This window comes from Microvirga calopogonii (assembly GCF_003347665.1).
Lineage (GTDB): Bacteria > Pseudomonadota > Alphaproteobacteria > Rhizobiales > Beijerinckiaceae > Microvirga > Microvirga calopogonii.
On the sequence record NZ_QDGA01000024.1, the window covers coordinates 1 to 12,730 of the forward strand.

Genomic DNA, 12,730 nt, shown 5'->3' on the forward strand with positions numbered 1-12,730 from the left:
CGGCTCTTCTGCCAGCTCAGGCCCGCCTCGTGCAGGGTGCGCGCGATGGTGAACCGGCTCACCTGCGGCAGGCCGTCCGGGGCTTGGCGCAAGGCCTTCTGCAGCAGGCTCAGCGACCAGGTCGCGGTGCCGTCCTGCTCGCGCTGCGGCGCTCGCGCCCATTCGGCCAGGATGCGCTGCTGCGCGTGAGCCCCATAGCGGATCCGTGGCCCGCCACCGTGGTGCGGGCGCACGGCGGCCAGGCCCTCGCGGTTGAAGCGACTGACCCAGGCCGAGATGGTCTCGTTGTGGCCGCGCCCGACGAGATGGGCGGCGGCGGTGTAGCTGGCGCCTTCGGCAATCGCCAGCAGGGCACGGGCACGGTCGACTTCAGCGGCAGGAGTACTCTGGGAGCGGCTCAGGCGGGTGAGCTCTTTGCGCTCGTCTACGGTGAGCGGGCGTAGTGGATCTTTCTGGTGGCGCGACATGGGGCACCTCGCAACACGAGGATCACCATGCCACTATACCATATCCGACGGCAGACGACCCACTAGCTGGTCGTTGCCTGCGAGGCCATTGAGCGTATCGCCGCCGGCGCCGCCGATGAGTGTGTCGGCGCTGGCTGTTCCGGTTCGGGTGACGGGAGCCGGAGTGGTCGGCTCGCTAACGTCGGTGACGTTGATCGTGAAAGAGCTGGAGACCACGCCGCCGTAGCCGTCCTCTGCTTTGACAGTGATGGCGTATTGGCGAACGGTCTCGAAATCGAGCGCCTTCTTCAGGACGAGGTTGCCGGCCTCGATAGCAAACGTGCCGGTCGGGTCCGTGATCGTATAGGTGAGGCTGTCACCATCCGCATCTTGCGCCGAAAGAGTGGCGACGATCGAATTGATCTCGGCATTCTCCGCGACTGTGGAGCGCGAGAGTGCCAGGTCGAGCGGATTGGCGTTCGGGCCGCCGACACCAGGATCGTACTCGACGACGTAGAAGAGAGTGTTTGTGATCGCTATGTCGTTCCACTGGCCCATTATACCGAAAGGCCAAGAGGTCAGAGCAAGTGCGCCGCCGTCCTGGCCATTGGGGCTTACGGAGTCATTTCTATAGTCATCCGGCTCGCGTTGATCTCCGACAGATCCCCAATTCGAATAGAGATTCACACCCCCTCCGTTCCTGTAGTAGAACGGTGTGCCGTCGGCCCATTGCCACTGCCCCTCGGTAGTGGTGTCATTTGCGCCAATCCAGACGTATTCGGCTCCGCCGCCGTCCGCGGCCGTGTGGCGCTGGTCCGGCGACCAAGCCTCCCGCTCATGCATGACATAGTTGAAGATGGCCGTATTCTCGGCGGCGGATTCAATTTTTGCGAGATGCCCGCCGAGGGCTATTGCCGCATCCTTAGCGCCTTGCCAGGAGAGGGGCTGCTCCATGCTGCCGTAACCCCTGACCTCGTAAACGTGACCGTTGAAGTGTAGATAAGACATAGGATCTCAAAGTTGCCCCATTTCGCATTGTTATAAAATTTAGATCAGCGAAGGGCAACTGTGGCATCCGATGCTGAATGGCAGTCCTTCAAAGTCCCATCGTCCCGCTTCGTTCACGACCCGTTCAACTACCTTGGCCTTTTCTGCTCCCTAAGACCCGCAGGGTGGGTGAAAGGTGCGTAATCCGTGTCTCGTCTGAAACGTGCTATCGTTTTTATCGGCTTCTGTCTGGTAACCGCAATCGGGCAGGCCTCCACCGCGTCCGCTCAGGACCGTCTCGCCTTGGTCGTCGGGCAGGGCGCTTATCATGGCCGGCAGCTTCCGACAGCCGTGAACGATGCCGGTCTCATCGCCCAGACGCTGACCAGCGCCGGCTTCGAGGTGATCCAGGGACGCGACCTAGGTGCTGGCGATTTGCGTAGCCTCGTCCGGGATTTTCTCGACAAGACCCAGAACTTGGAGCCTGGCTCCACGGTGGCGGTCTATCTCGCTGGCTATGGAGTCCAGCTGGAAGGCGAGAACTACCTGCTGCCGATCGATGCACGGATTGAGCGTGACGTGGATGTGCCGCTCGAGGGCTTTCGCCTGTCCGATCTCGTCCGCTCCCTTGAGCGCAGTCCCGCAAAGGTGCGGATGATCGTCGCCGACATGGCGCGGGATTATCCGCTCGGCTCCCAGGGCGAGCCGATGGCCAAAGGGCTCGCCCTGATGGAGCCGCCGGCCGGGTTCCTGGTGGCTTTTTCCTCGGCTCCCAACATCACCGCGGCCGACGGGCAGGGGCCCTACGGCGCCTATGCGACGGCCCTGGCGGAGATGATCCGCCAACCTGGAATGCCGCTCGACGAGGTCTTCGCCCGCACGCGCCTCAGGACGCACGAGGCCACGAACGGCCTGCAGATCCCCTGGCATTCGGCCAATCTTGGAAATGCTTCCTTCGTCTTCTTCGAGCAGGCGGAGGCGGCCGCCGCGCCGCTGGTGCGCGAGGTGCGCCGGATCGAGGAGGTCCCGGCCGAGGAGGCTTATGCCATTGCGGTCGAGCGCGACACGATCCAGGATTATCAGGCGTTCCTGCGCCGCTACCCCGACCATCGCCTCGCCCGCCGCGTGACCGCGCTGCTCGCTGCCCGCCGCGAAGCCATCGTCTGGCGCCGCACTCTCGCCAGCAACACGCGGGAAGCCTATTGGACCTATCTGCGTCATTATCCGAGCGGCCCGCATGCCGCCGACAGCCGGCGCCGGCTCACGCGCTTGTCCGCGCCTTATGCTCCACCGGACGCCTTCGAGGAGGTGGTCTACGCGGACTTGCCGCCGCCCTTGCCGGAAGTGGAGCGGGTCGAGGTCGTGGAGGTCGTGACCATCATACGCGATGTGCCGCCGCCCCGCGCGCCTGTCTATCTCCTGCCGCGATGGGATGAAGACGAGGAGTTCGTCACGATCATCCGCGAGCCCCCGCCGCCCCCGATCATGGCCGGCGTCCTGCCGATCCCGATGGCCATTCCGGTTCCGGTGCGTGCCCGCCCGCCGCGCTCGTTCTATCAGCCCATCGCGCCGGTTACGCCGCGCGGACCCGTCGCCATTCCCGTGGCCGCTCCGCCGGTTTTCGGTGGTCTCATGGGAGATGAAAGCGGTCCCCGTCCGCGCCGCGGCCTGCGGCCCGAGCAGCCGGCTGTTCCGCGTCAACCCGGACTCGCCGCACCAATTCAGCCGCTCCCGGTATCGGTCGATCCGCGAGCATCGCGCGAGGGCAGGGGTGCTCGCCCCGGGGATGTGCCCGAAATGCGCCCTGGCCGCATTCCCGCCCGTCCGATCCCGCTCGTGAATGTCCCTCAGGAGCGGCTCCGTCCGGGCCGTTCCGATATGGGCGAACCGGCTCCGCGCCCGGAACCGCCGCGTGGCCTGCGCCCCGCAGAGCGCGCTCCCGATCCCCGCGCGATCCGTCCGGAGACTCCCGTGCGTGATGCCGCCCGCCGGAGAGATCCGCGCATCAACAGGGACGAGATCCTCCCGCGGCAGGTCCGGCCCGAGAGGCCGCAGATCGAAATGGAGCGCGAGCGGCCCGGACGGGGTGACGTCGGTCGCCCGGATCCGCGCATCAGGCCTGAGCAGGGCGCCCCTGTTGCCGCTCGACCGCCCATCATGCTGCCGCAACCGGAGGAGCGGCGTCCTCGCCGGGACGTTGAGGGGCCTCGTCCGCGGATGGAACGCGAGCGGCCCGCCGCGCTGGAAAGGCTGGAACGTGAGCGTCCATCGCCTCGTCCCGCGCCGCGGATCGAGCGTCCGGAGGCGCCGGCCTTCCAGCCGAGGCCGATACCTCGCATGGAAGCACCTCGGGAGGAGCGTGCCTTCCGCGAAGTGCCGCGTCCGTCGATTCAGCCTCGCCCCGGTCGCGAAATGGAGAGGCCGCCGCAGGTCCGTCCCTCTCCCGCACCATCGGGCGCGCATCAAGGTCGAGGCAACAATGAGCGCTGCCGGCCCGGGCGCCCCTGTGCCGAAGAGGCGCGCTGAAATGAATAGCGCCGGAGCCTTTCGGCCCCGGCGCTTCGCGTTCGATCCTTGATGTTTCAGCCCGTGCTTACTTTTCGAGCCGGGCGATCAGGCTCGACGTATCCCAGCGCTTGCCGCCCATCTTCTGCACGTCGGCGTAGAACTGATCGACCAGAGCCGTCACGGGAAGGCTCGCGCCGTTCTTGCGGGCCTCACCCAGCACGATGGCAAGGTCCTTGCGCATCCAGTCGACGGCGAAGCCGAAATCGAACTTGCCCTGGTTCATGGTCTTGCCGCGGTTCTCCATCTGCCAGGAGCCGGCGGCGCCCTTGGAGATCACCTCAAGCACCGCCTCGATGTCGAGGCCGGCTTTCTTGCCGAAATGAATTCCTTCGGCGAGGCCCTGCACGAGGCCGGCGATGCAGATCTGGTTGATCATCTTGGTGAGCTGGCCGGCACCGGCTTCGCCCATGAGGCGCGACGCGCGGGCAAAGCTCATGATCGCGGGCTCCGCTTTCGCATAAGCATCCGCGTCGCCGCCGCACATGACCGTGAGAACGCCGTTCTCCGCGCCCGCCTGACCGCCCGATACGGGAGCATCGATGAAGGCGAAGCCCTTGTCCTTGGCAGCGGCGTAAAGGTCGCGCGCCACTTCCGCCGAGGCGGTAGTGTGATCGACGAAGATGGCGCCTTTGCCCATGCCGTGGAACGCACCGTCCGGGCCGAGCGTCACCTGACGCAGATCGTCGTCGTTGCCGACACAGGCGAAGACGATCTCCTGACCCTCGGCCGCGTCGCGTGGCGTCTTGACGGCGCGCCCGCCGTTCTCGGACACCCACTGCTCGGCCTTGGCCGCCGTGCGGTTGTAGACCGTCACCTCGTGACCCTTCGCCTTGAGGTGACGGGCCATGGGATAACCCATCACACCGAGCCCGAGGAATGCAACCTTCGCCATCGTCTGCTCCTGAATGTTTCGCCGTTTCTAGCGCATCGTAGGGAAAAGTGGACCTGGTTTTTGTTGGATGCTCATAGTCATCACCTCCCTGTCATTCCGGGGCGCCGGAGGCGAACCCGGAACCCATAAACTCGACGTCTCAGGAAGGAGCGATCAGCGTTGTACCTCTTCCTGCGCCTTCAGCGGTTATGGGGTCCGGGTTCCGCTACGCGGCCCCGGAATGATAGTGGCGCCCTTTTGATCGGGATGGCCGGGGCGAGCCCGGCCATGACGGGAAAGTTTGAGATCGAACGCCTCTATTTGATGTCGAAGGAAAAATACTCGGCGCGGATCCGGTCATAGGTCCCGTCCGCTTTCACCTGCGCGATGGCGCGGTTGAACTGCTCGCGCAGACTCGCGTCCTCCTTGCGCAGGCCGATGCCATAGGATTCACGCTTGTAGGGCGGCTCTGCGGGCGCATCTCCGAGGATATGGCAGCAGGCTCCCTCGCGGCTCTTCAGGAATCTTGAAAGAAGCAGCTCATCGGCGAAGACGGCATCGATGCGGCCCACGAGAAGATCGAGATTGGCTTCTTCCGCCTTCGCGAAGAGGACGACCTCAGAATCCTTGTAGAAGGTCTTGAGATAGGTCTCGTGGTCGGTGCGTTCGATGGTGCCGATCTTCTTGCCGGCCATCGCCGCAGGGGTCACTGCGCCCGGTGCGGTCTCCTTGGATCCGATGAAGACGGCCGGGATGCGATAGTATGGATCCGAGAAGGCGATCCGCTTCTGCCGCCGTTCGGTGATCTCCAGAGACGACATGATCGCATCGTATTCGCGGTTTAGAAGGCCCTTGATGATGCCATCCCATTCATGCTGAACGAGTTCGCACGTGACCTTCATCGCGTCGCACAGGCTTTTGAGGAGTTCGACCTCGAAACCCTGCAGTTCGTTGCCGGCATCGATGAAATTGAACGGCGGGTAGGCCCCTTCGATGGCGATGCGAATTGTCGGCCTCTGCGCGGGCGTCGCATCCTGAGCCAAAGCCGGCGCCATTCCCAGGCCGATCAGAATGGGTGCCAGAAGGGTCAGCCTTCGCGTGAACATGAGGACACTCGCACTCATCATTGCCTGGCCTAACCGCCTGTGACGCTCATGTGACGGCTCAGCGCCGGACGAGCGTGGCGCCGGTCGATGATGAAGTCGTGTCCCTTCGGCTTTCGGGCGATGGCATCGACGATGGCTCGTTCGAGAAGCTCGTCGGACTTGGAAGCGCGCACTGGACCCCTCAGGTCGGCGGCATCCTCCTGGCCGAGGCACATGAAGAGCTGGCCCGTGCAGGTCAGCCGCACCCGGTTGCAGCTCTCGCAGAAATTGTGGGTCATCGGCGTGATGAAACCGAGCTTGCCGCCCGTCTCCTTGACCCGCACGTAGCGCGCCGGCCCTCCGGTACGGTCGGCAAGATCCTCCAGCGTGTAACGTTCGGCAAGGCGGGCACGGACGAGGGACAGCGGCAGGAACTGATCGATGCGCTGCCCGTCGATCTCGCCGAGCGGCATCACCTCGATGAGTGTCAGATCCATGCCGCGACCGTGCGCCCATTCGAGCAGGCGCACGATCTCGTCCTCGTTCACGCCTTTCAGCGCAACCGCGTTGATCTTGATCTTGAGACCTGCGTTCTGCGCGGCGTCCAGCCCCTGCAGCACCTTGGTCAGGTCGCCCCAGCGGGTGATGCTGCGGAACTTGTCGGCATCGAGGGTATCCATCGACACGTTGATCCGCTTCACGCCGCAGGCGGCGAGTTCCCTGGCGTGGCGGCCGAGCTGCGAGCCGTTGGTGGTGACGGTCAGCTCGTCGAGAGCGCCCGAGTCCAGATGGCGCGACAGGGAGCCGAACAGGGTCATGATGTCCCGCCGCACCAGAGGCTCGCCGCCGGTGATGCGCAGCTTGCGCACACCCCTGTCGACGAAGGCCGTGCAGATGCGGTCGAGCTCTTCCAGCGTGAGCAGATCGCGCTTGGGCAGGAAGGCCATGTCCTCGGACATGCAATAGACGCAGCGAAAATCACAGCGATCCGTCACCGAAACGCGAAGATAGGTGATCGCCCGGCCGAACGGGTCCAGAAGGGACCGGCCGGTATCGGCATTCTCGAGATGGGCCGGAAAGGCTCCCATGGCGGGGACGTCCTTGTTCGGGTGAGCGCTTGCCTTCGATGTTATGATCAAGCAGTTAGCGTGAAATCGTGTTCCGGGAAAGGGGTTGAGGCCTATGACATCTGAACGCTGGCCGACGGAGCTTCGCCTCGCCAAGGACAAGCGCAGCCTCCGCATCGTCTTCGACGACGGTGCGGCCTTCGATCTGCCGGCCGAGTACCTGAGGGTGACGAGTCCCTCTGCCGAGGTGCAGGGGCACAGCCCCGCTGAGCGCAAGACGGTGCCGGGCAAGCGGGAGGTGGAGCTCATCGGCGTGGAGCCAGTCGGCAACTATGCCGTCAAGCTCATCTTCGACGACATGCACGACACGGGAATTTACGGCTGGGATTACCTTTACCGGCTCGGGGCCGAGCAAGGGGAGAAATGGCAGGCCTATCTCGACGAACTGGCTGCGAAGGGGTTGTCTCGCGATCGTGTGCGGTAACGGGTGAGAGGGCCGCCTAACGAAAATGGCCGGGACGAGCCCGGCCATTTGATAAAAATTCCAGGCCTTTAGCGAAGCACCACGACCTTCGCGCCGACCTTGGCGCGGCTGTAGAGGTCGGTGACGTCTTCGTTGGTCATGCGGATGCAGCCCGAGGAGACCGCCTCGCCGATGGTCTCCGGCTCGTTCGAGCCGTGGATGCGGTAGATCGTGCTGCCGATGTAAAGGGCGCGGGCGCCGAGCGGGTTGTCTGGTCCGCCCTTCATGTAGCGGGGCAGGTCGGGGCGGCGCTTGAGCATTGCCGCCGGCGGACGCCAATCCGGCCATTCGCGCTTCATGGTGACGGAGTGGGAGCCCGACCAGGTGAAACCCGGACGTCCGACGCCGACTCCGTACTGGATGGCCTGGCCGTTGCCGAGCACGAACCAGAGGCGGCGTTCGCTCGTCGACACGACGATGGTGCCGGGAGCATAACGGCCGTCGAAGGAGACGACCTCGCGCGCAACCGGCGCGGCCTGGGCCTTCAAGGCATCTTCAGCGCTGTAAAGCGGCTGGCGTGTAAGAGGATCGATTGCCGTAAATGCCGCAGCCGGCGTCGCGAGGGCGACGAAGGCGCAGGCGAGCCCGGTCAAGGCAGCGCGAGTGCGTCCCATTTTTGCCTCAGATAAAACATGGTTGGTGGCAGGTTCTGCCATTGCACAACGCAACAGCCCCGCTTCGGGTCCATGGCTTATCAAGGTTCTGCTATAAAATTCTAGTGCAAAATTGCCTCATTCCGGCCACATCGTAACCAACCCGTTAAAGTCAGGCTGCCGCAATTCACGCAACAAAATACTTCGATCCGGGCGTGCTTCTTTGGCTTGACGCCGGGGGCTCTGCGCCTTTAGAAGGCGCTGGTCAGGGCGCGTAGCTCAGCGGGAGAGCATTCGCTTCACACGCGAAGGGTCACAGGTTCAATCCCTGTCGCGCCCACCATTTCCTTCCTGACAATGAAGCTTCACTTTTTCGTGCGAGCCCGTCGCGATAGTCGCATCAGGCCGCCAATGGCCTCATGACCGTCTGCACGGCAGCGAACAGATCGTCGAAGTGATCGATGATGAGATCGGGTCCCAGCTCGCGGACCGGCACGTCCGTATAGCCGAACGGAACGGCGATCACAGGAATGCCGGCATTCTGCGCCGTCACGATGTCCGTCCGGGAATCGCCGACCATCACCGCCCGGGCCGGGCTGCCGCCGGCGCGCTCGATGGTGAGGGTCAGGTGGCGTGGATCGGGCTTGAAGTAGGGAAAGGTGTCCCGCCCGCAATTGGCTGCGAAACGCCGGCCGATGCCGAGCTCGTCGAGCAGCTTGACCGAGTGCTCCTCGACTTTGTTCGTGCAGACCGCCAGAATGAACCCTGCCTTTTCCAGCCGGTCCAGCGCCGCGGCGACGCCCGGGTAGAGCTGTGTCCGGACGCAGATGTTCTCGCCATAGTGGACCATGAACTGACGGAACAGCTCGTCGAGATAGGCGGGCGTCAGCTCCTTGCCGGCGGCTTCGAACCCGCGTTCGATCAGGGCCCTGGCGCCGGCGCCGATCATGTCGCGCGCCTTGGCGACCGGCAGGGGAGCGAGGCCCTCCCGTTCGAGAATCACATTGAGGGTCCCGACGAGGTCGCCGGCCGTGTCTGCCAGGGTTCCATCGAGGTCGAAGACGGCGATGGGCGAGACGATGTGCGGGGTATCAATGGCCATGAAGGTCGGCTACCTGCTGCAGGCAAGGGAATCAAGCATCGGGATGATATGGTGCCTATGGTTGATTCGTTCTTACCGGATGGAGTGGTGAATGCGGCCCCTTGGTTCCGCGGCGTTGATATCGGCAGTCCTGGCGTTGGGAGGCTTGTCCAGCCCCGCCCTGGCGGCGTCCTATGATTTCGTCCCTGCGCCTCAGACCGACCTGAACAGGATTTATAGGATCGATCGGATCACCGGCGAGGTCAGCTCCTGCCAGTACGGTCTACAGGAAGGTACGGTCGGGGTCACCCTCTGCTACAGCGCAGGCGAGGGCGCGGGTGCCCAGGCACCGGGCGAGTACGGGCTTGTCGCTTCCCGTCACGAGCGGGAAGGCGGCGTCTTCCGGGTCAACTTCCGGACCGGCCAGATGAGCATCTGCTACGTTTTCGACGAGCGTGTGGTCTGCACCCCCCAGACGACCCCGTCTCCGGCCGCCTCGTCGGCCGCGCCGACGGCAGCCACCCCGAGCGGCGGCTCCGGCACGGGGGCCTCGCCGCAGCGTCCCTGACGGCCGGGCGCAAAATCTGCGGCCGATCGTGGATGAAACGTTCTTTCTTTCAGCCGTTCCGACATGCTAGAGCGAGCAAAACAGCTTTCGGAAGCCGGAGCGGACGCATTCTTAGAGGATTTCAGTGAGCGACAATCTCAAGCGCGCTGCGGCTGACAGGGCCGCCGAGCTCGTCACGGACGGCATGCGGCTGGGCCTTGGCACCGGCTCGACCGCGGCACATTTCGTGTCGGCCATCGGCGAACGGGTTCGGGCTGGGCTCAAGGTCGTGGGCGTTCCCACGTCCGAGGCTACCCGCGAGCAGGCGCAGCGCGAGGGCATCCCCCTGTCGACCCTCGACGAGACCCCGGAACTCGACCTGACGGTCGACGGAGCCGACGAGATCGACGACGACCTGCGCCTCATCAAGGGCGGCGGCGGTGCTCTCCTGCGCGAGAAGCTCGTGGCCTCCGCCAGCCAGCGGATGATCGTCATCGCCGACGGATCCAAACTCGTCGCGAAGCTCGGCCGCTTCCCCCTTCCCATCGAGGTCGTGCCCTTCGGCCTCACGGCCACCGAGCGCGCCATCGTCAGGCTGCTGGACAGCTTAGGAATGAGCGGCGAGCTGCGTCTCCGCCACGCTCCCGATGGGGCCGCCTACGTCACCGACGGGGGGCATTTCATTCTCGATGCGCATCTCGGGCGCATCGACAAGCCGAACGTGCTCGCCTCGACGCTGAACAACATCCCCGGCGTCGTGGAGCACGGTCTTTTCCTGGGCCTGGCCACCGGGGCGATCCTCGCAACCGGCGACGGGCTTGTCGAACTCGGTCAGCTCTGACCAAAAACCATGACGATTGGAGCCACTTCTATGATCCGCAACGCCTCCCGCCTGGCCGCGACCTCGGTCGCGTTGTTCATGCTCGCCAGCCCCGTTTTCGCCCAGCAGGCACCGCAACCCAGCGCCAGCCACCTTGCTGCCGCAACGGAAGTCGCGGCCAGCTCCGGCCTGACGGGGGCCTTCGATGCCATGACCGATCCGCTGCTCAACCAGCTCCAGCAGATGAACGTGACACGCCCTGAAATCCGCCAGGATCTGGATCAGGTGGTGGCTCTCATCCGTCCTGAAGTCGAGCAGAAGAAGAAGGAAATGATCGACGCCACGGCCAAGACCCTCGCGTCGCGCCTGAGCGAGGCGGAGCTGAAGGAGATCGCAACCTTCTACAAGTCTCCGGTCGGTCAGAAGTGGGTGCAGCTGCAGCCGGGCATTCTCGACGCCATCGTCCGCGACATGTCGATCTGGACCCAGAAGACTTCGGAATTCATCCTGGTCCGCGCCCGTGAGGAAATGAGCAAGCGCGGCCACCAGCTGAACTGAGATTGGTTGCATCACCGATATGAAAAAGGCCCGGGAAACCGGGCCTTTCTTTTTTGCGGCGTTGTGTCGGGCGAGGATCAGTCCTCGACGGCCTTGAAGCGCCCCATGCCTTTCAGGACGAACGGCAGGACCAGGGCAATCAGGGCAATCCCGAGCAGTGTTGCCGAGATCGGGCTCTGTAAGAGCACCATGGGATCGCCAAGGCTGATCGAGAGGGCCCGGCGCAACTGGCTTTCCGCGATCGGCCCGAGGATCAGGCCGACGACGACCGGGGCGATGGGGAAGTCGAACCGCCGCATCAGGAACCCGAGCACGCCGAACACCGTCAGCATGATGAGTTCCACCGGCGACGGGTTCGCCGCGATGGTGCCCATGGTGGCGAAGACCAGAATGCCCGCATAGAGCCAGGGCTGCGGGATCGCGAGCAGCTTCACCCAGAGGCCGACCAGCGGCAGGTTGAGCACCAGCAGCATGGCATTGGCGATGAACAGGCTGGCGATCAGCCCCCACACGAGGTTGGGCTGCTCGGCGAAGAGCAGGGGGCCTGGATTGAGGCCGTATTGCTGGAAGCCGGCGAGCATCATCGCCGCGGTTGCCGAGGTCGGGAGGCCAAGCGTCAGCAGCGGCACGAGCGTGCCGGCGGCGGACGCGTTGTTGGCGGCTTCCGGTCCGGCAACGCCTTCGATCGCGCCCTTGCCGAAGTCTTCCGGGTACTTCGTCAGGCGCTTCTCGGTGGCATAGGACAGGAAGGTGGGGATTTCCGCGCCACCGGCCGGCAGGGCTCCGATGGGGAAGCCGTAGAGCGTCCCGCGCAGCCACGGCTTCCAGGAGCGCTTCCAATCCTCCTTGGTCATCCAGAGCGAGCCGCGAACGGCCTCGAGCTTCTCCTCGTGGACATGGCGGCGCGACGCCACGTAGAGGGCTTCGCCGACCGCGAAGAGACCCACGGCCAGCGTCGTGACCTCGACGTTGTCGTAGAGCTCCGGAATGCCGAAGCTCAGGCGCGACTGGCCGGACAGGATGTCGATGCCGATGAGGCCGAGCAGCAGGCCGATGAACAGGCTCGTGAGACCCCGAACCGGGGAATCGCCGAACGTGGCCGAAACGGTCACGAAAGCCACGACCATGAGGGCGAAATAATCCTCAGGCCCGAAGCTCACGGCGACTTCCACGAGATAGGGAGCGAGCAGCGTGAGGCCGAGGGTGGCGATGGTGCCGGCCACGAAGGAGCCGATGGCCGAAGTGGCCAGCGCCGGGCCGCCGCGGCCCGCCTTGGCCATCAGGTTGCCTTCCAGGGCAGTGGCCATGGAGGCGCTTTCGCCGGGTGTGTTGATCAGAATGGCGGTGGTCGAGCCGCCATACATGCCGCCGTAATAGATGCCGGCGAACATGATGATGGACCCGGCCGGATCGAGCTTGAAGGTGATCGGCAGGAGCAGCGCCACGGTGAGCGCCGGACCGATGCCGGGCAGAACGCCGACGGCGGTGCCCAGAAGAACGCCGATGAGGGCGAACAGCAGGTTCATCGGCTGGATGGCGACGGCAAGACCGCTCGCGAGGGACGTGAAGGCTTCCATGGGCTGG

Annotated in this window: 13 protein-coding genes and 1 tRNA gene; 6 read left to right on the forward strand and 8 right to left on the reverse strand. The window is 64.7% G+C overall.

Features of this window, described 5'->3' with window-relative positions:
* The coding region (locus DDF70_RS17995; protein WP_114946241.1) for a helix-turn-helix domain-containing protein at positions 1–467 on the reverse strand (467 nt) is incomplete at its 3' end.
* A 33-nt stretch (positions 468–500) separates the two neighbouring features.
* The gene (locus DDF70_RS18000) at positions 501–1,454 is read right to left on the reverse strand and encodes a cadherin domain-containing protein (protein ID WP_114946242.1); all 954 of its coding nucleotides are present in this window, start codon (positions 1,452–1,454) and stop codon (positions 501–503) included.
* Positions 1,455–1,640: 186 nt separating this feature from the next.
* On the opposite strand from DDF70_RS18000, the gene DDF70_RS18005 reads away from it, so the two are divergent.
* Positions 1,641–3,959, forward strand: a complete 2,319-nt coding sequence (locus DDF70_RS18005) for a caspase family protein (protein ID WP_114946243.1) — start codon at positions 1,641–1,643, stop codon at positions 3,957–3,959.
* A gap of 67 nt (positions 3,960–4,026) precedes the next feature.
* Here DDF70_RS18005 and DDF70_RS18010 read toward each other — a convergent pair whose 3' ends face one another.
* From DDF70_RS18010 to moaA, 3 genes are all read right to left on the reverse strand, one after another.
* Positions 4,027–4,908 carry an NAD(P)-dependent oxidoreductase gene (locus DDF70_RS18010; RefSeq protein WP_281024372.1) on the reverse strand — a complete coding sequence of 294 codons (882 nt, stop codon included), beginning with the start codon at positions 4,906–4,908 and terminating at the stop codon, positions 4,027–4,029.
* A 281-nt stretch (positions 4,909–5,189) separates the two neighbouring features.
* Positions 5,190–5,978, reverse strand: a complete 789-nt coding sequence (locus DDF70_RS18015; RefSeq protein ID WP_162820479.1) for an ABC transporter substrate-binding protein — start codon at positions 5,976–5,978, stop codon at positions 5,190–5,192.
* Positions 5,979–6,007: 29 nt separating this feature from the next.
* Complete coding sequence (gene moaA / locus DDF70_RS18020) at positions 6,008–7,045, reverse strand: GTP 3',8-cyclase MoaA (RefSeq protein WP_114946246.1); 1,038 nt, start codon at positions 7,043–7,045, stop codon at positions 6,008–6,010.
* A 94-nt stretch (positions 7,046–7,139) separates the two neighbouring features.
* Between moaA and DDF70_RS18025 the strand changes: the two genes are divergently transcribed.
* Positions 7,140–7,508 (forward strand): gamma-butyrobetaine hydroxylase family protein, encoded by a 369-nt coding sequence (locus DDF70_RS18025; RefSeq protein ID WP_114946247.1) that lies wholly within the window; start codon positions 7,140–7,142, stop codon positions 7,506–7,508.
* 68 nt (positions 7,509–7,576) lie between these two features.
* Here DDF70_RS18025 and DDF70_RS18030 read toward each other — a convergent pair whose 3' ends face one another.
* Positions 7,577–8,161, reverse strand: a complete 585-nt coding sequence (locus DDF70_RS18030; RefSeq protein ID WP_114946248.1) for a L,D-transpeptidase — start codon at positions 8,159–8,161, stop codon at positions 7,577–7,579.
* Positions 8,162–8,408: 247 nt separating this feature from the next.
* Here DDF70_RS18030 and DDF70_RS18035 point away from each other — a divergent pair.
* Positions 8,409–8,483: transfer RNA gene (locus DDF70_RS18035), tRNA-Val, on the forward strand.
* 57 nt (positions 8,484–8,540) lie between these two features.
* Here DDF70_RS18035 and DDF70_RS18040 read toward each other — a convergent pair.
* Entirely contained in the window at positions 8,541–9,242 is a 702-nt protein-coding gene (locus tag DDF70_RS18040) for an HAD family hydrolase (RefSeq protein WP_114946249.1), read from the reverse strand.
* A 91-nt stretch (positions 9,243–9,333) separates the two neighbouring features.
* Between DDF70_RS18040 and DDF70_RS18045 the strand changes: the two genes are divergently transcribed.
* The 3 genes from DDF70_RS18045 to DDF70_RS18055 all read left to right on the forward strand — a co-directional run bounded on the left by DDF70_RS18045 (position 9,334) and on the right by DDF70_RS18055 (position 11,146).
* Entirely contained in the window at positions 9,334–9,789 is a 456-nt protein-coding gene (locus tag DDF70_RS18045) for a hypothetical protein (RefSeq protein ID WP_114946250.1), read from the forward strand.
* Positions 9,790–9,913: 124 nt separating this feature from the next.
* Positions 9,914–10,609 (forward strand): ribose-5-phosphate isomerase RpiA, encoded by a 696-nt coding sequence (rpiA, locus tag DDF70_RS18050; protein WP_114946251.1) that lies wholly within the window; start codon positions 9,914–9,916, stop codon positions 10,607–10,609.
* 30 nt (positions 10,610–10,639) lie between these two features.
* Complete coding sequence (locus DDF70_RS18055; protein ID WP_162820480.1) at positions 10,640–11,146, forward strand: DUF2059 domain-containing protein; 507 nt, start codon at positions 10,640–10,642, stop codon at positions 11,144–11,146.
* 77 nt (positions 11,147–11,223) lie between these two features.
* Here the strand turns inward: DDF70_RS18055 and DDF70_RS18060 are convergent, their stop codons facing one another.
* Positions 11,224–12,723 (reverse strand): tripartite tricarboxylate transporter permease, encoded by a 1,500-nt coding sequence (locus DDF70_RS18060; RefSeq protein WP_114946253.1) that lies wholly within the window; start codon positions 12,721–12,723, stop codon positions 11,224–11,226.
* Positions 12,724–12,730: the final 7 nt, after the last annotated feature.